At 37.8% G+C, this 20,751-nt stretch carries 17 protein-coding genes; 10 read left to right on the top strand and 7 right to left on the bottom strand.

From position 1 onward, the window contains the following. Positions 1–4: 4 nt before the first annotated feature. Genes GSQ74_RS15355 through recR form a run of 3 tightly spaced genes read right to left on the bottom strand, consistent with a single transcriptional unit; the run spans position 5 to position 2,257 of the window. On the bottom strand, positions 5–820 hold the full coding sequence (locus tag GSQ74_RS15355) for an SDR family oxidoreductase (protein ID WP_158994797.1): 816 nt from the start codon (positions 818–820) through the stop codon (positions 5–7). After that, positions 804–1,637, bottom strand: a complete 834-nt coding sequence (locus GSQ74_RS15350) for a glycosyltransferase family 2 protein (protein ID WP_158994795.1) — start codon at positions 1,635–1,637, stop codon at positions 804–806. The genes GSQ74_RS15355 and GSQ74_RS15350 overlap by 17 nt, the downstream gene beginning before the upstream one ends. A 2-nt stretch (positions 1,638–1,639) precedes the next feature. Beyond that, a complete protein-coding gene (recR, locus tag GSQ74_RS15345; protein ID WP_158994793.1) occupies positions 1,640–2,257 on the bottom strand; it encodes a recombination mediator RecR in 618 nt (205 codons plus the stop codon). A gap of 95 nt (positions 2,258–2,352) precedes the next feature. Between recR and GSQ74_RS15340 the strand changes: the two genes are divergently transcribed. The 10 genes from GSQ74_RS15340 (at position 2,353) to GSQ74_RS15295 (ending at position 14,431) form a co-directional block, all read left to right on the top strand. Next, positions 2,353–2,937, top strand: a complete 585-nt coding sequence (locus GSQ74_RS15340; protein WP_158994791.1) for a TIGR00730 family Rossman fold protein — start codon at positions 2,353–2,355, stop codon at positions 2,935–2,937. Positions 2,938–3,370: 433 nt separating this feature from the next. Next, positions 3,371–4,561: a hypothetical protein gene (locus GSQ74_RS15335; RefSeq protein WP_158994789.1), complete on the top strand. Its 1,191-nt coding sequence runs from the start codon at positions 3,371–3,373 to the stop codon at positions 4,559–4,561. Between the two features lie 85 nt (positions 4,562–4,646). Further along, positions 4,647–6,278: an acyl-CoA carboxylase subunit beta gene (locus GSQ74_RS15330; protein WP_158994787.1), complete on the top strand. Its 1,632-nt coding sequence runs from the start codon at positions 4,647–4,649 to the stop codon at positions 6,276–6,278. Positions 6,279–6,517: 239 nt separating this feature from the next. Continuing rightward, the gene (gene trxB, locus GSQ74_RS15325) at positions 6,518–7,474 is read left to right on the top strand and encodes a thioredoxin-disulfide reductase (protein WP_158994785.1); all 957 of its coding nucleotides are present in this window, start codon (positions 6,518–6,520) and stop codon (positions 7,472–7,474) included. Between the two features lie 60 nt (positions 7,475–7,534). After that, positions 7,535–7,699, top strand: coding sequence for a 30S ribosomal protein THX (locus GSQ74_RS15320; protein ID WP_158994783.1), 165 nt, complete (start codon positions 7,535–7,537; stop codon positions 7,697–7,699). Between the two features lie 105 nt (positions 7,700–7,804). Beyond that, on the top strand, positions 7,805–10,111 hold the full coding sequence (locus tag GSQ74_RS15315; RefSeq protein WP_158994781.1) for a family 20 glycosylhydrolase: 2,307 nt from the start codon (positions 7,805–7,807) through the stop codon (positions 10,109–10,111). A 12-nt stretch (positions 10,112–10,123) separates the two neighbouring features. After that, positions 10,124–10,921, top strand: coding sequence for a hypothetical protein (locus tag GSQ74_RS15310; RefSeq protein ID WP_158994779.1), 798 nt, complete (start codon positions 10,124–10,126; stop codon positions 10,919–10,921). A 128-nt stretch (positions 10,922–11,049) separates the two neighbouring features. After that, positions 11,050–12,519, top strand: a complete 1,470-nt coding sequence (gene gatB / locus GSQ74_RS15305; RefSeq protein WP_158994776.1) for an Asp-tRNA(Asn)/Glu-tRNA(Gln) amidotransferase subunit GatB — start codon at positions 11,050–11,052, stop codon at positions 12,517–12,519. A gap of 2 nt (positions 12,520–12,521) precedes the next feature. After that, complete coding sequence (locus tag GSQ74_RS15300) at positions 12,522–13,646, top strand: TlpA disulfide reductase family protein (RefSeq protein WP_158994774.1); 1,125 nt, start codon at positions 12,522–12,524, stop codon at positions 13,644–13,646. Between the two features lie 95 nt (positions 13,647–13,741). After that, the gene (locus tag GSQ74_RS15295) at positions 13,742–14,431 is read left to right on the top strand and encodes a response regulator transcription factor (protein WP_158994772.1); all 690 of its coding nucleotides are present in this window, start codon (positions 13,742–13,744) and stop codon (positions 14,429–14,431) included. A 74-nt stretch (positions 14,432–14,505) separates the two neighbouring features. Here GSQ74_RS15295 and GSQ74_RS15290 read toward each other — a convergent pair whose 3' ends face one another. The 4 genes from GSQ74_RS15290 to GSQ74_RS15275 all read right to left on the bottom strand — a co-directional run bounded on the left by GSQ74_RS15290 (position 14,506) and on the right by GSQ74_RS15275 (position 20,639). Then, the gene (locus GSQ74_RS15290; RefSeq protein ID WP_158994770.1) at positions 14,506–15,714 is read right to left on the bottom strand and encodes a DUF2252 domain-containing protein; all 1,209 of its coding nucleotides are present in this window, start codon (positions 15,712–15,714) and stop codon (positions 14,506–14,508) included. 85 nt (positions 15,715–15,799) lie between these two features. Beyond that, positions 15,800–16,696, bottom strand: coding sequence for a cation diffusion facilitator family transporter (locus GSQ74_RS15285; protein ID WP_158994768.1), 897 nt, complete (start codon positions 16,694–16,696; stop codon positions 15,800–15,802). Positions 16,697–16,817: 121 nt separating this feature from the next. Next, positions 16,818–19,772 carry a GH92 family glycosyl hydrolase gene (locus GSQ74_RS15280; RefSeq protein ID WP_158994766.1) on the bottom strand — a complete coding sequence of 985 codons (2,955 nt, stop codon included), beginning with the start codon at positions 19,770–19,772 and terminating at the stop codon, positions 16,818–16,820. A 90-nt stretch (positions 19,773–19,862) separates the two neighbouring features. Next, positions 19,863–20,639, bottom strand: coding sequence for an amidohydrolase (locus GSQ74_RS15275; protein ID WP_158995247.1), 777 nt, complete (start codon positions 20,637–20,639; stop codon positions 19,863–19,865). Positions 20,640–20,751 lie beyond the last annotated feature (112 nt).

Genomic DNA, 20,751 nt, shown 5'->3' with positions numbered 1-20,751 from the left:
TAGTTTATTTAAGCAGGGAGTCTTTTTCTTTCCTAAATACATTATATACCAGTTTATCTAAAATACCCGGTATAAATTTACTTAACGCGACGGTAAGCTTACCCTGCCCGGTCATGATTAAGGTTCTTTCCCTGTTTTCAACACCATCCACTATAATTTGGGCTACCTCATCAGCAGTCATCATTTTTTCTTCATGGAGGGTACTTTCGCCCTGTTGGGTACCATTTTTATCTAATGCAGTATTGCGGATATTTGATGCGGTAAATCCCGGGCACGCTGTTAAAATATGAACGCCAGTATTTAAGTTTTCAACCCGTAAAGCATCCAAAAAACCATTCATAGCAAATTTTGATGCTGAATATCCTGTACGCCCCGGTAAACCTTTATAACCAGCGATGGACGATACACCTACGATGCTGCCTTTAGTTTTAAGTATCTCGGGCAAGGCAAACTTTGTACAATAAACTGTACCCCAAAAATTCACATCCATTAATTGCTTTAATACCTTAACATCAACATCATTAAATAATGCACGCATGGATATACCCGCATTATTTACCAATACATCAATCTTTTTGAAGGTAAGCAGCGCTTGTTTAATTAACAGATTACATTCTTCTTCAATAGCCACATCACAATGCACCGCTACTGCTTTAATACCATAAGTTTTCTCCAGTTCGGCAGCAATTTCGCATAATAGAACGTATTGGCGGGCGCCTAAAATAAGATTAGCGCCACGTTGGGCAAATTCATGAGCAAGTGATTTTCCGATGCCAGATGATGCACCAGTTATAATTACAACGTTATCTTTCAACTTCATAAGCAAGAGGCAACTGTCCGGTGCCGTCTAACTTAATTTCAGGCATTTTGAACAAATATTTTACGGCGAATATAATCATAGCACCATAAAAGTTCTTAACGAATTGCCAGTTTAATTTTGAAGAATTAGCCCAATTAAAATTGATGATATATGTTTTGGGGAAATAATAATTTTTAAAGCCTGCTAGCCTTATACGATATGATAGATCTATGTCATGTCCGTACATAGCAAATTGTTCATCGAAAAGCCCTATGTCATTTAACACCGACTTGCGTAGCAGCATAAATGCGCCATTTACAAAATCCACTTCCGAAGTTTGAAACTCCTCTACCCAATCCTTCCGGTTACGATCACCAATGCGGGATTTGGGGAAATATTTAGCTAAACCTGTTAATTTGAAAAACGCAATCCATTGCCTTGATAAACCGCGGTTTGATTCCGACAGAAAACTTCCTTTAGGTGTTATCATTCTTACACCTACCGCGCCAGAATCCGCATGCTCATCCATAAATTCAAGCGTGCGTTCTAAAGTCTTTTTGGAGCTAATAATATCCGGATTGACTAGTAAAATATACTGTCCGGTTGTGAGGTTAATCATCTCATTATAAGCCTTTGAGTATCCAACCTTTTTTTGACTGGCTATGATATGGAACTGAGCGAACTCATTTTCTATCATTTTTACAGAACCGTCTGTAGATGCATTATCATATATAAATACCTCATAATCAATATTTTTACCAGCATCAACCAAAGAAAATAGTGTATGCCTAAGCAATTCACACATGTTATGATTGATAATAACTACTGACAGTTTCATATTTACCTGGATAATGAATTCTCGTATGGAACACGTGTAGCAATAGACCGACCTAAGGTTAGTTCATCTACGTACTCTAATTCACCTCCAAAAGCTATGCCACGAGCTATGGTAGAGATAGTTATATTGAAAGATTTTAATCTTTTATTCAAATAAAACAAAGTAGTATCGCCCTCCATTGTGGCGCTCAGGGCAAATATGATCTCTTTTACGCTATCATCTTTCAAACGTTCAATAAGCGTATCTACTTCCAGATCCGAGGGGCCTACACCATCCATAGGCGAGATCAATCCTCCCAAAACATGATACAACCCGTTATACTGATTGGTATTTTCAACAGCCATTACATCTCGGGTATCTTCAACCACGCATATAGTGCCTTTATCCCGTTTAGGTGCCGAGCATATTTCACATATCAATTGATCGGATATATTATGACAGGTTTGACAAAATTGTATCTCGTGCCTGAGTTTGGTTATCGCGCCACTAAACCTGTCAACTTCTGCACTATCTTGCTTCAATAAATGCAAAACCAAACGCAAAGCCGTTTTTTGACCCACGCCTGGTAATTTGGCAAATTCAGCAACCGCATCCTCCAACAACTTTGATGAAAAGTTCATGCTGTAAAGTTAATTAATTATTGAATTAGTGAACATTGATTTAATATTGAATGGCAAGGATTTTTGTAATTTGGCGGTCAATATTATAACCTGATATGAAAAAAATATGTGTTTACTGCGGCGCCAATTTCAATGGTGATCCATTGTTAAAGCAATCTATTGAATTGTTAGCCGAAGTAATGGTAAATAACCACATCGATTTGGTTTACGGCGGCGGAAAAGTTGGTGTAATGGGACTGATTGCCGATGCTGTTTTAGCTAAAGGCGGGCAGGTAGAGGGTGTTATTCCCCAATTTTTAATGGATAAAGAAGTTGGCCATACCAATATAACTAAGCTGCATATAACAGAAAACATGCACGAACGGAAACAACTCATGAGCGATTTGTGTGATGGCTACATAACCCTACCAGGCGGCTTAGGCACAATGGAAGAGTTTTTTGAAGTGTTAACATGGTTGCAGTTAGGCCTGCATAACAAACCGATTGGCATATTGAATGTGAACGGGTATTACGACTTCCTCCTAAAACAGTTAGATGTAATGGTTGAACAACGTTTTTTAAAACCCGTAAACCGAGAACTAGTATTATCATCAGCCGACCCTATTGAGCTCATAAACCTGATGAATAGTTTTAAACCAGATGTTGATGAGGTTTGGTTTAGAGATAGAAATTTTATTTGAGATGCTATCCAAATGAAAACCAATGTTAATTCATTATTTAATATTTCTTTATATATAATTGTGTGTGGTAAAAAAAATATCTTCAGGTTTAATTATCTGCATTGCTGTAATTTGTTTAGCTTATTTAATAATTTGCCTGGTATACAAGCCAATTATATTAAATGATGCTCTACACGGTTATATGAGCTTACATAATTATATAAACGGCGGTGGGTTTAATCAACAGTGGAATTTTAATGAAAATACATCGAAACTTAACGCGGAATATCTAACCTGGTGGGCTCCGGGGCAGTATCAAATCCCCTATTTAACTGCTAAATTTTTTGATGGTAATATTGGAGTTGCCATAGCCGTGTTGTCTTTTATTTCCATAGCACTCGGCTGCTACTTTTATTATAAGATTTTCCAAAGAGCCTCTCTGCCCAAAAATATCGTGCTTACTTCATTATTAATATTGCTTTTACAAAGGTTCATTAATATTAATTTTATTTTATACTCTTCTTCAGATCTATTCCTTTTTTTATGCGTCCCTTTTTACATATACTCTTATTTAAAAACAATAACTGCCGGTCAATATTATTGGTTAAATCTAATAGCATTATTATTACTAAATTTATTAGGGCTATTTATCAAAAATAGTTTCCTATTGTTTAGCACGGCCTTTAATATATATTTAGCTATTGATTTTCTTGTTGAACACTACAGGTCTAAAAAAATCACAACTAAATATCTAATAAAAAGGGCAACAATAATACTTCCTTATTTAGCTTCCGTTGTGCTCTTTTATTTATTCTACCTGCGACTTGGTGAAAATCCAACAACCGGGCAGGGATTGCTGGTAAATATTTCTACTATAATTTCCGGTTCGTTTTCAGGTTTTTGGGGAGTTGTATTTTCAGCATTAAGCATTAATTCAATTTATGGTAATATAGAAAGTAAACTTCATTTTTTAGATCCATACCTAAGCATATTAATGCTGGCATTTTTATTAATATTCTTTTTCCTGGTATACCAATACAGGAGAAATATTAAAACTATGTTTAAAACGGATGTTATGTTTAGAATAACATCTATAGTCAGCGTTATGTATGTGCTATATTGGATTATGTTTACACTTAAACGTAGTGCTATCAGCAATGAAGACCGGCTATTTTTGCCGGTAAATATATTGGTGTTGCCTTATTTAATTGATTATGTATTAAGGGCTAACAAGTTTTTTAAATATATTGCTATAACAGTAATATCCCTATCAGTAATATATGGTGTAGATTCTATGTATTACAGGGTTAAAAGCTATAGCAATGATACTGCGTCGGCTTTGTCTAATGACAATGACTTAAAAGGTTTCAAGTTATTTATTCATAAAAAAAGCAATATAACTCAGCTCAATACAATATCTAAGATCGTTTGGGGCAATTATCAAAAAGAAAAAATATTAACTCCCAATCCGGATGCATTATTTTTATTAAATGTTAAGAATCAATATATATATTCAAAAGTGCCAACATATATAAATGATCATCAAAAATATTTACTCTTAATAAGTAAAACTGATAAAGCCATTTTAACAGGATGGCAGCCGATATTTATTTCTGACGATTACAATCTATATTTATCTAACTAAACGATCGGATAAGCAAACAAAATTCTTCAATTTTATCTTTTCTTGCGGTAATGTACTACATTACGTTTTTTCTGACCGACCAATTATGGATATTGAATTCAACAAAAACGAAGACATTAATAAACGGCTTGTTTATGAAGTTGCTACCAAGCTGAAAAAGATTTATTTAGGCGGTGGCGAAAAAGCCGCAGCCAAACAAAAAGAAAAAGGCAAAATGCTTGCCCGTGAGCGTGTAGCTTATTTGATAGATAAAGATAAGCCTTGGCTTGAAATTGGTGCTTTTGTAGGCGAAGGGCTTTATGCCGAACATGGCGGCTGCCCTTCAGGTGGTGTGATTTGTGGTATTGGCTACGTATCCGGCAGGCAATGCGTAATTGTTGCTAATGATGCTACTGTAAAAGCCGGGGCTTGGTTTCCGATCACCGCTAAAAAGAATCTTCGTGCACAGGAAATCTCCATGGAGAATAAACTTCCCATAATTTATTTGGTTGATTCCGCAGGGGTTTATTTGCCTTTGCAGGATGAAATATTCCCGGATAAAGAACATTTCGGTCGCATATTCCGCAACAATGCTATCATGAGCGGTATGGGGATTGTACAGATTTCCGCTATTATGGGTTCGTGTGTTGCAGGTGGAGCTTATTTACCCATTATGAGTGATGAGGCTATGATAGTTGAAGGCACAGGCTCAGTATTCTTAGCCGGATCATACCTCGTAAAATCAGCTATTGGCGAAGACATTGATAACGAAAGCCTTGGCGGTGCTAAAATGCATTGCGAAATATCAGGCGTTACGGATTATAAACAGCCAAACGACCAAGCATGTTTAGATAGCATCAAAAATATTTTCAGCAAGATCGGTGATTATAATAAGGCCGGCTTTGATCGTATAAAACCTACTCAACCAAAGCTTGATCCAAAAGACATTTACGGAATACTACCCGACACCCGCGATAAACCTTATGATATGAGGGATATTATTCTGCGTTTATTGGATGATTCCGAGTTTGAAGAATATAAAACAGATTACGGCCAATCTATCATCTGTGGCCTTGGCCGTGTTGATGGTTGGGCAGTAGGTATTGTGGCTAACCAGCGCAAGGTTGTAAAATCTGGTAAAAAAGAAATGCAGTTTGGTGGTGTGATCTATTCAGATTCAGCCGATAAAGCAACCCGGTTTATCATGAACTGTAATCAAAAGAAAATCCCTTTAGTGTTCCTACAGGATGTTACCGGCTTTATGGTCGGCAGTAGATCAGAACAAGGAGGTATTATTAAGGACGGTGCCAAAATGGTTAATGCGGTTGCAAATTCAGTCGTACCTAAATTTACAATTGTTATAGGTAATTCCTATGGTGCTGGTAATTACGCTATGTGCGGCAAAGCCTATGACCCTAGGTTAATATATGCCTGGCCATCAGCCAAAATTGCGGTTATGGGTGGTTCGCAAGCTGCTAAAACTTTATTGCAAATACAGGCCGCAGGCTTAAAAGCAAAAGGCGAAGAAATCATCACACCCGAAAGAGAAGCAGAACTATTAAAAGAAATAAGTGACCGCTATGACGCACAAACCACTCCATATTATGCAGCCGCAAGGCTTTGGGTTGATGGTATAATTGATCCACTGGAAACGCGTAAGGTAATCTCAATGGGGATTGAAGCCGCTAATCATGCTCCCATTGAAAAAGCATTTAATGTGGGGATTATACAAACCTAGCTCAACCAGTTTGATAAAAATCCTTTAGAAACAGTTTTAGTGCAACAATTATAATAACCAGTAAAATTACTATCAGTATTATAAATTGTTGCAGGGCCTTTTTCTTATCCATAATTTATTGTTTACGTTGGCGGTTTATATTTGTTATATCAAATAACTAACACCTTCAATGTTTACCAACATCTGACTATCGAATTTACCTTTTTTCTTAACTTCGTGCTTCAATTTAAAAAACAACAATGTCTCAAGATCTTGAACACGTTAAATGCCTGATTATTGGATCAGGACCTGCGGGATATACCGCTGCTGTTTATGCTTCACGCGCTGATTTAAAACCTGTATTGTATACCGGTATGTTAGCCGGTGGCCAGCTTACACAAACTACTGAGGTTGAAAATTACCCTGGCTATCCTGAAGGTATCATGGGTCCTGAGATGATGGAAAACTTCCGCAAACAAGCAGAACGTTTGGGCGCTGATATCCGTTTTGGATACGTTAGCTCAGTTGATTTTTCAAGCATGCCGCATAAAGTGGTAGTAGACGAAGTAAAAACTATATTAGCTGATACCGTTATTATTTCAACAGGTGCTTCGGCTAAATGGTTAGGGTTGGATTCTGAACAAAAATACAGCGGTTTTGGTGTTTCTGCCTGTGCTGTATGTGATGGATTCTTTTTCCGTGGACAAGACGTTGCCATTGTTGGTGCAGGTGATACCGCTGCAGAAGAAGCTACTTACTTAGCTAAAATGTGCCGTAAAGTAACCATGATTGTTCGTCGTGATGAATTTCGTGCATCAAAGGCTATGATGCACCGTGTGTTACACACTCCTAACATCGAGATATTATATAATACAGAAACAAAGGAAATTGTAGGCGATGGCCAAAGTGTTACTGGTGTAACAGTAATAAATAATGTAACCAATGAGGAAAAAACATTAGATGTTACAGGTTTCTTCGTAGCCATCGGCCATAAACCCAATACCGATATTTTTAAAGGTTGGATACATATGGATGAAACAGGTTATATCCTCACCAAACCGGATTCAACCCAAACTAATATTGAAGGTGTATTCTGCTGTGGTGATGCACAGGATCATATCTACCGTCAGGCAGTTACAGCTGCAGGTTCAGGCTGTATGGCAGCCATCGAAGCTGAACGTTATTTAGCTGCTAAAGAGCACATTGTAACGGCTTAATATATTGTTTAAAACAATTATGCCCATTGTCGCCTTATAAGCTTATAAACTTATAAGATAATGGGAAAAGGAGATAAAAAAACACGTAAAGGCAAAATAGCGATGGGCTCATATGGTAAAACCAGGCCGCACCATGTAAAAGCAGCCTCGTCGATACCATCGGAGAAAGCAGAAGAATCTGCAGTCGCTGAAAGGCCTGAAAAAACTAAAAAACCATCCGCTTAGGCGAATGGTTTTTTTAGTTTAATGCACTTTTTTACACAACAATTCCCTCAACGTTTTCAAATTCTACTATATTCACGGTTATTATACCAAAGCTGTTGATTTACTATGTATAAAAATATTTTTCTGATATTAATTGTTCTTATAACTTCATTCTCAACAATTACAAACGCCCAGGATAATGGGCCAAATATGGGGATCATCCCCGCTCCTGTTTCTATCAAAAAAAATACAGGAACATTTACCCTAAGTCGGCAAACGGCCATAGTTGCTGATAGCCCTGATAATAAAGCAGTTCTTTTTCTTGCAGATTACCTGCACAGCAAAAAAATGCTAAATATTCAGCCCAAAGCTAATGGCGGGAATACTATTGTTAATAGTATCGTATTAACTTCTTCCGGAACCGATGGTTTACCGGCTGAAGGCTATCGTTTAACCATTACGCCTGAACAAATAACCATTGCTGGTAAAGGCGCAGGTTTATTCTACGGTATACAAACATTAATACAACTAATCCCGGCCGAAGGTATGGCCAGCTTAAGCCTTCCTTGCGTACAAATAGAAGATTATCCGCGTTTTGGTTACCGTGGTATGATGCTGGATGTTTGCCGCCACTTCTTCTCGGTAGAGTTTGTGAAAAAATATATCGACTTAATGGCCGCTTATAAATTCAACACCTTTCACTGGCATTTAACTGATGACCAGGGATGGCGAATTGAGATAAAGAAATACCCTAGATTAACAACTATTGGTAGCCAGCGTGCACAAACCGTGATTGGCAATTACCATGATCGCACCCCACAACAATATGATAACACGCCTTACGGAGGGTTTTATACACAAGATCAGATACGCGATGTAGTTAAATACGCAGCCGACAGATATATCACCATCATCCCTGAAATAGAGATGCCGGGCCACTCCGAGGCAGCGCTCGCAGCTTATCCTGAACTCAGCTGTGACCCGAGCAGGACTTATAAAGTATCAGAAACATGGGGTGTATTTTACGATGTGTATTGTCCGTCAGAAAAAACTTTTACCTTTTTACAGGATGTGTTAACCGAAGTAATGGATCTTTTCCCGAGCAGATACATCCATATAGGTGGTGATGAAGTACCGAAAAACGTTTGGAAAGAATCTCCATTTTGCCAAAAACTGATCAAAAAACTTAAGCTTAAAAATGAGGAAGGTTTACAAAGTTATTTCATACAGCGTATGGAAAAATTCGTGAACTCTAAAGGTCGCAGCATAATTGGGTGGGATGAAATTTTAGAAGGCGGCCTGTCACCAAACGCTACCGTAATGAGCTGGCGCGGCGAAGCTGGCGGTATAGCCGCGGCACAACAAAATCACGATGTAATTATGACACCCGGAAGTGGTGGTTTATATCTGGATGCAGCGCAAGGCAAATTAAGTGACGAGCCGGTAGGCATTGGCGGATATTCACCTTTACAGAAAACATATAGTTACAACCCTACCCCACCATCTTTAACTCCTGATCAACAGAAACATATATTAGGCGCGCAAGCAAATTTATGGACGGAATACATCCCTACTGAAGCCAAGGCTGATTATATGTTATTACCACGTTTACTTGCAGTTAGTGAATTAAACTGGACGCCTTTAGCCAATAAAAACTTTAATGATTTTGCCAATGTGCGCCTACCCTATCATTTGGCATGGTTAGATAAAAACAATTTTGATTATCGTGTACCATCTGCAATTGGCGCTAAGGATACCATCGTTTTTGGATCTCAGTTAAACGCTCAATTAAAACCATCTGTTGTTGGTGCAACTATATTTTATACTATTGATAGTTATACGCCACGCGAAACCGATTTAATTTACAGCACACCATTGAGCTACAATGTACCGCAAGACCAATTCCGCGAATTGGAAACAATAGTAATTACACCATCTGGCAAGCGAAGCGTAGTAACCCATACCGTTATGTGGAATAAATCTCCGTTGCCACCAGTTAATTATAATGGCACCACAAGTGGATTAAAATATGACCTTTACTCAGGAACTTTTACCAGCACCGCTGATCTTGACAAATCTGTTGCCATTGACACAGGCATCGTAAAAAGCTTCAATCAAGCCGCCATTAAAAAAAGTTCTTTGGCTTTTGGCGTAATATATAATGGTTTTATACGTATTGATAATGATGGTGTTTATGGTTTCACCACACAGTCTGATGATGGTTCGGTATTATTAATAGACGATGTACCCGTAGTAAATAACGACGGGAAACATAGCTCATTAGAGCAAGGCGGCTCGGTTCCTTTGCAAAAAGGATTTCACCGCTTTACTTTAAAATATTATAATGTTGGTACAACAGCCACTTTGCATGTATATTTAACCATTCCGGGTAAACCTAAAGGCGAATTATCGCCCGATGAATTGTATTATTAATAGCTTTACTAAATGAGTAACAGGTTATATTCTTTAATATTTATAGTAAGTATTTTAGCGGCAGGATGCGCCCAGGAATCCGGCAAACCTGCTGCTACCACAACTGCATCAACTATTCCGCAGAAACCTGCTTTAATGGAACCATTCCGGTATCATAAATTAATTGAAGTTGCTCCGGGTAATGATTTTGATATTTTGAGCTGGGGACGTGGCTCAACCGAGACCGGTTCGTTTGAAATATTACATTCCGATTCGGTGAATATGAACTATACCACTACCACAGGAGATCTGAACGGCGCTATTGTAGATGCTTTTAATACTGATATGGATATGGATGGCAACCCTGAGATCCTGATACAAGCGAAAACAAACGATAGTGTTTACAATACCATTATTTACGCTTTTGAATTTAGCAACGGAAAGGCAAATAAACTCGATTTCCCTAAATTAACCTCTTCGCAAAAGAAAGGTTATCGTGGCAACGATAATTTTTATATACAGGATGGCAATTTGATGCGTCAATTCGCTCTTTATGAAGGCAGCGGTAAGCAAGCTAAACCAACAGGCCAAAAACGCTTGTTTCAATACGGCTTACGTAATAACGAATTTACGATAAAGCAAATCGGTAAAGATTCAACCAATGTTAAGCAAACTGCAGCAGCGGCAACTCCGGTTAAAAAAACAACTGAAGAAAAACACAATAGTTCTCAAAAGGAAAACCATACTTCTTCAAAAAAGAAAAAGCATAAAGAAGAAGAGCATAAAAGCACCTCACACAAAAAGAAAAAGAAACATCACCACAGTGATTAAAAGCAGGTTTTACATTCACCTACATATTAAATCATAGCATTTTGATAGATAATTTTTGTCTGCATAATAACTAATAAGTATATATTTGAAAATTGGATCAGCACTTTATATTGCTGAATTTTATTTATATGACAGTTCTCGCAGACTCAATAAGTGATAAATACGAATTAGTTGTAGGGTTAGAAGTTCACGCGCAATTATCTACTTTAAGCAAGGCATTTTCGTCGGACTCAGCGGCTTTTGGCGCTAAACCGAACCATCATATCAGTCCTATTTCTTTAGGCCACCCGGGCACACTGCCACGCATTAATAAGCGCATGGTTGAGTACGCTGTAAAGATGGGAATCGCTTGTAATTCCACCATCAATTTAAATAACACCTTTGCCCGTAAAAATTACTTTTATGCTGATCTGCCAAAAGGTTTCCAAACCACGCAGGATCAGCAGCCTATTTGCTTGCATGGTTTTGTTCCCGTTAGATTATCTGATGGCAGCGTAAAGGATATAGCTATCCACCATATACATATGGAAGATGATGCGGGCAAAAGCATGCACGATAACCATAGTGAAGATTCATTGATCGACCTTAACCGTGCCGGTGTGCCGTTGATTGAAATAGTTACTGAGCCTGATATGCGCAGCAGCGAAGAAGCTGGTCATTTTTTAACCGAGACACGCAAACTGTTACGTTACCTTGATATTTGCGATGGCAATATGGAAGAAGGCAGTATGCGTTGCGATGCCAATATCTCCGTAAGATTAAAAGGTGCAACCACCTATGGCAATCGTTGTGAGGTAAAGAATTTAAACTCTATACGGAATGTACAACGTGCTATAGAGCATGAATTTGTAAGGCAGGTAAATATTATTGAAGCAGGCGGTCGCATAGATCAAAACACATTAAACTTTAATGCTGATACCGGCGAAACATCTGTTTTACGTTCAAAAGAAATGGCTAATGATTACCGTTATTTTCCGGAACCTGATCTGCAACCCCTGTTTTTGAATGAAGCATATATACTTAACATAAAACAGGCCATGCCTGCCCTGCCAAACGAACTTTATAAAAAATATATTGCTGAATTATCATTATCCGATTACGACGCATCAGTAATTACCGCGGATAGGGATTTGGCATTATTTTTTGATGAACTGATAAAACATACCAGCAACTATAAATCGGCAGTGCATTTATTAATGGGCCCGTTGAAATCTCATTTAAATGAACACGGAATTTCAATTAATGAAATTAAAGTTAAACCTGAAAATTTAGCAGGCTTAATTCAATTAGTTGATGCCGGAAAAATAAACAATACAGTTGCTTCACATAAGTTATTTCCTGCCTTGTTGGCATCACCCGAAAAAAATGCCACACAATTAGCTACCGAATTAAATTTACTTATAAGCGACGATGGAGGCGATTTAAGCCGCTATATTAGCGACGCCATTGCCAAGTACCCTGATAAAGTAATTGAGTACAGGAAAGGCAAAAAAGGCGTTTTAGGTTTGTTTATGGGCGAAATCATGAAAAGCTCAAAAGGCAAAATCGATCCGCAAAAAACAAACCAATTGTTAATAAAAGAATTAGAAGCAAAATAAAGATGAAGAACCGTTTAGTATTATGCAGCGTAATTGCACTATCACTGTTTATATTTTCATGCGCAGATAAAAATGCGTTCACCATCGCCGGAACTATATCCAATCCCGGTAGTTTGAAAACCATTTATTTAATTGAGGCCGATAGCTCTGCAATGAATGTTGTTGATTCGACCAAATTAAGCGAGGATGGCAAATTTAAATTTAAGCACAGCGCCGGTTATGCTGGTCTATATAAATTACGTTTAGGTGGAACAGTATTTGATCTTATCGCAAAAAATGGCGACGATATCACCTTCAGTACGGATAACAATGACAACTCCCATGCTTACCAATTAACAGGTTCTGAAGAATCGGAAAAATTGAAGGCGTTTAATAAATTGACGAATGTTTACGCTGATGAAAATACCAAGCTGTATAACGAGTACCAGTCAAAAGCAATTGCCTTGGGTAAGGAGTCGGATTCATTAAAAAACATATATCTACCGCAATTTGAAAAGATCAATGCTGAAGAAAGCGTTGTTGTATTAAAATATGTAAATGATAATGAAAACTCATTAGCTGGTTTTTATGCAGCAACAATGCTTGATCCTGACAAATATGAGCCACAATTAGTAGCCTATGCCGAGGCCATTAAAGGTAAATTTGATACAAACCCGGGTGTACAGCAATTTATCAGGCAAATGATGGCTATAAAACCTGTATCTATAGGGCAGCCTGCGCCGGATTTTACAGTGATCAGTATCGATAACAAACCAATCAAATTATCCGATTATAAAGGCAAATATGTAATGATAGATTTTTGGGCATCATGGTGCGGCCCTTGTCGGATGGAAAACCCTAATGTGGTAAAGCAATATGCTATCTATCATCCGAAAGGACTTAACATTTTAGGTATATCGCTTGATACATCAAAAGAGAACTGGCAACAGGCAATTACCCACGATCAATTAAGTTGGGCACATGCATCAGATTTAAAAAACTTTGAAGGCCCTACTGAGAGGTTATATCATATTGAGGCAATACCTTCAAATTTTATCATCGACCCTAAAGGAATTATCATTGCAAAGAACATGCGCGGTACCGATCTTGAAACTTTTTTAAACAAAACATTTAATAAGCCTCAATAAATTGTTAACATTACGTAACATTTAACAATTTGTTAATATCAAATTAACCATTTGATTCTATTTAGGTTATACTTTTATACCAAAATTCAACCGTAATGAGTAACACATCTAAACAGAAAATATTAATAGTTGATGACGAACCGGATATTTTGGAGCTGATTGAATACAATCTGAAAAAAGAAGGTTACCAGGTATTTTTAGCACACAACGGCCAGGAAGCGGTTACCGAAGCAAAAAGATCACTACCCGATCTTATTGTACTTGATATAATGATGCCTAAAATGGATGGCATTGAGGCTTGTCGTATTATGCGCACCATGCCTGAGTTTAAAAACACCTTTATGGTTTTTTTAACTGCCCGTAGCGAAGAATATTCAGAAATTGCAGGCTTTAATGTGGGTGCCGATGATTATATCGCGAAACCTATTAAACCCCGTGCTTTAGTAAGCCGCATTAACGCCATACTACGTCGCAATGCTCCTGCCGAAGATGTAACCGATAACAAATTAGAAATTGGTGATCTGGTTATTGACCGTGAAGCTTATTTGGTTTACCAAAAAGGTGCTAAAGTTGTGCTAGCGAAAAAGGAATTTGAATTACTTTACCTCTTGGCATCAAAGCCAGGTAAAGTTTATACACGTGAAGTAATTCTGAAAAACATTTGGGAAGATTCGGTAGTAGTTACCAATCGTACTATTGATGTGCATATTCGTAAGGTAAGAGAGAAACTGGGTGATGATGTAATATCAACAGTTAAAGGTGTTGGCTATAAATTTGGTGCCTAACCCCTATCTCATTAAAATATTAAAGGCTCCAAATATGGGGCCTTTTTAGTTTAACATGATTTGCCTCGTTTATTTTATTTCAACTCAAATTTTCCGACTTTGTAATCAGCAACAAACTGTTTATAGTATCGCTTAACTTTTTCAGCATATTTGCGCGAATATTCAATAATAATATCTTGCCATTGTTGATCATTTCCCCATGCCTCTAACTCATCAATAATAGCCGAACCATGGATACCACCGCTTCGTAATTGCGCTGATGCGGTTAATGCCGCCATATCATCTATAACCTGGTAAATATCCCGATACTCATCTTTAAGTAGCTTAAATTTTATCGTATCCTTTACGGGTTGTAGTTGCTGTATCACATAAGAATCTTCGCGAAAAACAGTAGCGCTTAATAGGGATGACGATACGTTCTGCATGCGTTTTTGGATGGCAATGACTCTATCAGCCTCGGTTGGCCATTGTAATTGCTGTACGGTTGTATATGGCAAAACTGACGATGGTCTGGCCTGCTTCATATCCACAAACAAATACTTATTTTTAGTATTGGTACTTTTCAACAAAAATAAATACCGCTTTACACCTATACTACCTGTACCTGCCAATCTGAATATTACCCCTCTAACTTTATAATTATAAGGCCCATCACTGCTGGTTGTTATCCATTCATTGATATGTGTCTTTAGTTCAGACCGTAGCTTCTTATCTACCTTAAAATGTTGGGCATCTTCGACCAACAACATGCTTTTATTTTTTTTGCCGACAGTAAGTTTTTTAATAATATCTTTTTCGGTTGAATCATTAGCAGCGGTCAAAAAATCGCATACAATACCTTTTGCCGTGCGTGGATCTATGCTTATTGCCTTTCCTTTAGACAATGTAGCACAGTAATTTTTCACAAAAAGCTGTGCCATTTTCAAGGCCTTTTCCGGTTCTATATCCAATGAATCAAATGCGATAAATATGCTGGTTACCATTCTGGTCAATTCGTAACTTACCGGCGCCAGCAGTGCCTCATCAAAATCATTTAAATCGAAGTAAACCATTTTATTATCGCCTTTATAACTACCAAAGTTCTCTATATGTAGATCACCACAGATCCAAACCAATGGCGAAAGCGGTAACGCCCCTGCATTTGCTAAATCTTCATAAAATAAATGGCATGTACCCCGATAAAAACGAAAAGCATTTTCGGTCATAGCTTCGTATTTGAGCTGTACCATATCAGGGAGAAGGTCTTTATTAAAGGCTATTAATCGATCGGAAAGTTTAGACATAAATGGGGTTTTCTTATTCGCTAATTAAGGTGTGAGCAGACAAATTATAAAGCAACTAATTGTTTAATTGTTTTTGCCTATATCGCTAATTTGCTACAGGCTCAATAAAAACCTGCTTCATTCTCGGGAATTCGGTTTGGATATTTTTAGTAATGCGTTCTATCGCGTCTGTTATTTGTTTGGTAGTAAGCCCTTGCTTAAAAACTGTGTTCAACTGGAGCAATACATCCTCGGGTGACATATACGTTGAAAAATGTTTTTTAACCTTTACTACCGATTCATCAGCCTGCACCATGGCAATTACTTTTTTAAGGATTTTCCTGCCGGTTGGCTCACCCATCAATAAGCTTTTACTTTCACGCACCAAAAATGCCGATATAACTATCAGTACAACACCAATTAACATTGAGGCTACACCATCATAGTATGGGTTATGTAGCAATCTGCCTAAAAAAACACCTAAAAAAGCAATAAACAACCCTATCAGATCGCCAAAATCGCCTAGTAGAACTATTATAGTTGATGGATCTTTAGTACCTACAGCCGCTTTCCAAAAAGTAATTCTACCGCGTTGTTTATTAAATGCTTTTAAAGCCGTAACCATTGATACCAGGTTAAAAGCAAAAGCGATAGCTAAAACAACATAGTTCCAGGTGGGGGCTCCCTCAAATTGTGGTTTGCTAAAGCGCAGCCATCCTTCATAAAAAGAAATGCATCCCCCCAAAATAAAAATGACCAACGAAACGATAAACGACCAAAAATAAAGCTCTTTACCATACCCAAATGGTCTATCGGCATCAGCAGCCCGCTTGCTGGTTTTAACACCCCATATCAGCATTAATTGGCTTACAGCATCAATTACCGAGTGAATACCTTCGGAAAACATAGATGAGCTGCCCGTAAAAGCTGCAGCAATAAATTTAGAAATAGCGATACTTAGGTCAACGCCTAAAGAGACATAGAGGAAAAGCCTTGATTTCATAGTATCTGCAAAAGAGTATTATAACAACTTTAATGCCGATAACCTGATAATCAGGTTTTAGTTTGGGAAGAGAAAAAGAAAATAGTGCAGAGGCGTAAAAATCACCTCTGCACTTATAATGTTATTCAACAGTTATCTCGTCGGCAAATATATAAGATGGACTGCCTTTAAACGGATGCCAGTCGGGCAAGGGGCCGTATTGCTTCGCGATAACCTTAACATATCTTGCATGAGTGTTTATGTCAGCGGTAAATTCTTGTGTTTGTACGGTAAGATCCTTAACATCAACTTTTGTTTTTACGGTTGATAGCAGTTTGTAATCTTTACCATCATCTGATACCCAATACTGTACATATTGTGGAAACACAATCCACACATTAGTATCCTGTAATGTACCTAAGCTGATTTTATTAATTGGTTTTACTGATCCAAAATCGAGTATCGCAACCAGATCAACACCCTGGTAACCTTGCCAATTGCCCAAGCGCCAGTCCGTTTTGCCATGAACACCATTTATTAATGTTTCATTTCCTTGATCAGCATAATTGGTGAGATATGGATTTACAAGAGTTAATTTAATATCATCTCTTATTTTTACAAAAGTCCCCTCATCCACAAAGCTCGATTTACCATTTTTTATAGCTATTGCTTTGATAGTAGTGTTTTTTGTAACAGGGATTGGAGTTATATACAGTTTTGAATTTACAGTTGGCGTTGTACCATTAAGCGTATAATATATTTTGGCACCTTTATCACCACATTTAATTACCGCATTAAACGGTTTTTTGAATGTTTTTGATGGTGTAATGATGTATGGATTAGCAACTATCAAATCATCGGTAATTTTTGATGTAGGTTTAATTAACGCTTTCTCATATATTTTGTTTGGCACTTTCCCGGTTATCACGTTCAGCTCACCACCGTTATAAACCGTATTATAATCCAGGTAAATCTTATTGTAGGCTGCATTATTCAGCGTCATGCCCTTTATATAAATATTCGAGTTGCTTATATCAGCATTGGGATTTAATACAGTGAATTCCTTACCATTCTCAAGATGAATAACGGCTTTATCAAACAATGGCATACCTATTTGAAATTGCTGTTGACCAGGCATGGTATTATAAATACCCAATGAACTAATTACATACCACGCCGACATTTGTCCGCAATCTTCATTGCCGGATAAACCATCGGGGTTAGGGCTATACTGTTCGTTTAATATTTTATTTACGTAATACTGAGTTTTGTATGGTGCATCAGTGTAATTGTATAGGTAAGACATGTGATGACTTGGTTCATCGCCATGAGCGTATTGGCCAATTAAGCCCGTAACATCAGGTTGGTCTTTCCCGCTAAGCTTTGAATTTGTGGTAAATAATTCATCAAGTTTATGCTCAAAATTGGCCTTTCCACCTATGCGGTTTATCAATCCCTCAACATCTTGCGGAACTAAAAAAGAGTACTGCCAAGAGTTTCCTTCGGTATAATTACTATTAACTTCTGTTGGATCGAAAGGTGTATACCAGCTACCGTTTGTACGTGCCTGCATAAAGCCATTTTCGCTGTTATAAACGTTCTTCCAATACTGTGCACGCTGAATAAACTCTTTATAATCATTTGGCTTATTCATCATTTTTGACATTTGGGCAATGCACCAATCATCTATCGCGTATTCCAATGTTTTGGATACAGATTCTGCTTCATCATCTGATTGTACAGCACCGGTTTTACGGTAACTTTCCAAACCAAATTGGTTTCGATTAACTGCTGACTTCATAGCCTTTAAAGCCTCTTCAGCGTCAAAACCTCTTATTCCTTTTGCATAAGCATCAACAATAACCGGTATAGAGTGATTGCCTACCATACAAAACGTTTCGTTTGATGCTAATGGCCAAATTGGCAATAATCCGCCTTGCTCATACATCGCTAAAAAAGATCTTACAAAATCTTGAGTGCGTTTACGATCAATCAAATTAAACAATGGATCTTCTGCGCGGTAGGTATCCCATAAAGAGAATACGGTATAGTAGTTAAAACCTTTAGCGGTGTGAATCTTTTGATCCATTCCACGGTATTGCCCGTCAACATCATTATAAACATTAGGTGCCAGCATACAATGATATAAAGCAGTATAAAACGTAACCTGTTTATCATGGGCTTTTTCAGCAGATGGACTACCACCCGATACTTCAATTTTTGAAAGCTCTTTATTCCATGCAGCTTTAGCATCCTTTTGAACTTTGTTAAAATCAAATCCTGGTACTTCGCTGTCCAAATTCTTTAAAGCTCCATCAGCGCTAACTGATGAAATACCAACTTTGGTGATTACTTCGCCTGGATTATCAAAACGGATAAACATTTTCACATTCTTACCCTGAACTTTAGATTTCCCGTCTTGCAATTGGTCATCTAAAGCTATTCCGTAAGTTTTAAATGGTTTTGAGAATTTAGCATAAAAATAAACCGATTGGTCAGCGGCCCAGCTTTTTGAGCGGCGATAACCACGAATTTCGTGATTGCTAACAACTTCTATCCATGAGTCCAAAACCTCATCACGATCTTGCAGATCAATAATAACATTTCCCTCTTTTGCAGATGACGGATAAGTATAGCGATGAACGCCAACGCGGGTGGTAGCAGTTAGTTCAACGCCAATATTGTATTTATCTAACAGGGTTTTATAATAGCCCGGAGTAGCGCTTTCATTTTTCTTTTTAAAACCAGATTCATAGTCCTCCCTTTTGAATTTTGGCTCACCAACCGTAGGCATAAACAGCACATCGCAATAATCGGGAATACCGGTACCACTTAAGTGTGTATGCGAAAAGCCATAAACAACAGTATCAGTATAGTAATATCCTGAACAACCATCCCAGCCATCGTAACGTGTATCCGGGCTTAGTTGAACCATACCAAAAGGCATAACCGCACCTGGATAAGTATGACCGTGGCCCCCTGTACCGATAAATGGATTAACTAATTGGGTATAGTCTTTTTTTACTTGTGCCGATGCCGGTAAGATTAATGCAAAAGACAAACCTGCAAGCAAAATGCCGCGGAATAATATTTTCATAAAACGGGGTTACTAAATCGGATGGCAAGTTAACGTTTTAGCAAACTAATTTGAAAAATCTTTTTAAAAAAATTTAAAAAGTTTCCAGACTTATTTAATCTGAAATTTGTCAGCATCATTTAAAAATGGCAAGGCACGGCGTGTTTTTTCCGGATCATCTCCACTAATAGTAAAAGTATACAAATCCTCTTCATCGCGTTTGTAGTAAATCACATCACCCATAGGGCTTATACAGGTAGAATCGCCTGAGTGATATACTTCATGCCCATCATGCCCTACCCTGTTTACACCAATAACATAGGCCTGGTTTTCAACCGCCCGGGCAGGTATCAATGTACGCCAATGCAATGCGCGTCGTTCAGGCCAGTTAGCTACAATAATTAACAAATCATATTCCTCATCAACATTCCGCATCCATACCGGGAAACGTAGATCGTAACAGATCATCGGGCATATCTTCCAGCCCTTCAACTCCACTATAAGCTTTTTATCGCCGGCTGTGTATGTTTCATCCTCTTTACCTAACGCAAACAGGTGTCGTTTATCATAATGCACATGCGTACCGTCTGGCCGCATCCAAATCAGGCGATTATAGTATTTATTATTTTCTTTAATAATGAGACTTCCCGTTACCACGCAATTATACTGGTCAGCAGTTTTTTGCATCCATTGCATGGTTTTGCCCTCCATTGGTTCGGCCAGGTTTGCGGCGTTCATACTAAACCCCGTATTAAACATTTCGGGAAGGATGATTAATTCAGTTTTTTCGCGGATGCCGGATAGGCGCAATGATATATTTTGCAGATTTTTATCCGTATTTTCCCAAAAAAGGTATCCCTGGAAGATGGTAATTTTTAGATTATCCATTTGGTTTGTTTTCATGGCGGTAGGCCATAGTTTAAGCTAACATACTGGTAGATAGTACAAATATAGATTTAGCTTTATAAAAATTAACATTCATGCTATTCATTAAATAGCA

The sequence above is a fragment of the Mucilaginibacter sp. L196 genome, from assembly GCF_009765905.1.
In the GTDB taxonomy this organism is placed as follows: domain Bacteria; phylum Bacteroidota; class Bacteroidia; order Sphingobacteriales; family Sphingobacteriaceae; genus Mucilaginibacter.
This window is presented reverse-complemented; position numbering and strand designations above follow the sequence as displayed.

Coding starts and splice junctions, on each gene's coding strand:
- GSQ74_RS15355 (WP_158994797.1), bottom strand. CDS start 820: ATGAAGTTGAAAGATAACGTTGTAATTATAACTGGTGCATCATCTGGC.
- GSQ74_RS15350 (WP_158994795.1), bottom strand. CDS start 1,637: ATGAAACTGTCAGTAGTTATTATCAATCATAACATGTGTGAATTGCTT.
- recR (WP_158994793.1), bottom strand. CDS start 2,257: ATGAACTTTTCATCAAAGTTGTTGGAGGATGCGGTTGCTGAATTTGCC.
- GSQ74_RS15340 (WP_158994791.1), top strand. CDS start 2,353: ATGAAAAAAATATGTGTTTACTGCGGCGCCAATTTCAATGGTGATCCA.
- GSQ74_RS15330 (WP_158994787.1), top strand. CDS start 4,647: ATGGATATTGAATTCAACAAAAACGAAGACATTAATAAACGGCTTGTT.
- trxB (WP_158994785.1), top strand. CDS start 6,518: ATGTCTCAAGATCTTGAACACGTTAAATGCCTGATTATTGGATCAGGA.
- GSQ74_RS15320 (WP_158994783.1), top strand. CDS start 7,535: ATGGGAAAAGGAGATAAAAAAACACGTAAAGGCAAAATAGCGATGGGC.
- GSQ74_RS15315 (WP_158994781.1), top strand. CDS start 7,805: ATGTATAAAAATATTTTTCTGATATTAATTGTTCTTATAACTTCATTC.
- GSQ74_RS15310 (WP_158994779.1), top strand. CDS start 10,124: ATGAGTAACAGGTTATATTCTTTAATATTTATAGTAAGTATTTTAGCG.
- gatB (WP_158994776.1), top strand. CDS start 11,050: ATGACAGTTCTCGCAGACTCAATAAGTGATAAATACGAATTAGTTGTA.
- GSQ74_RS15300 (WP_158994774.1), top strand. CDS start 12,522: ATGAAGAACCGTTTAGTATTATGCAGCGTAATTGCACTATCACTGTTT.
- GSQ74_RS15295 (WP_158994772.1), top strand. CDS start 13,742: ATGAGTAACACATCTAAACAGAAAATATTAATAGTTGATGACGAACCG.
- GSQ74_RS15290 (WP_158994770.1), bottom strand. CDS start 15,714: ATGTCTAAACTTTCCGATCGATTAATAGCCTTTAATAAAGACCTTCTC.
- GSQ74_RS15285 (WP_158994768.1), bottom strand. CDS start 16,696: ATGAAATCAAGGCTTTTCCTCTATGTCTCTTTAGGCGTTGACCTAAGT.
- GSQ74_RS15280 (WP_158994766.1), bottom strand. CDS start 19,772: ATGAAAATATTATTCCGCGGCATTTTGCTTGCAGGTTTGTCTTTTGCA.
- GSQ74_RS15275 (WP_158995247.1), bottom strand. CDS start 20,639: ATGGATAATCTAAAAATTACCATCTTCCAGGGATACCTTTTTTGGGAA.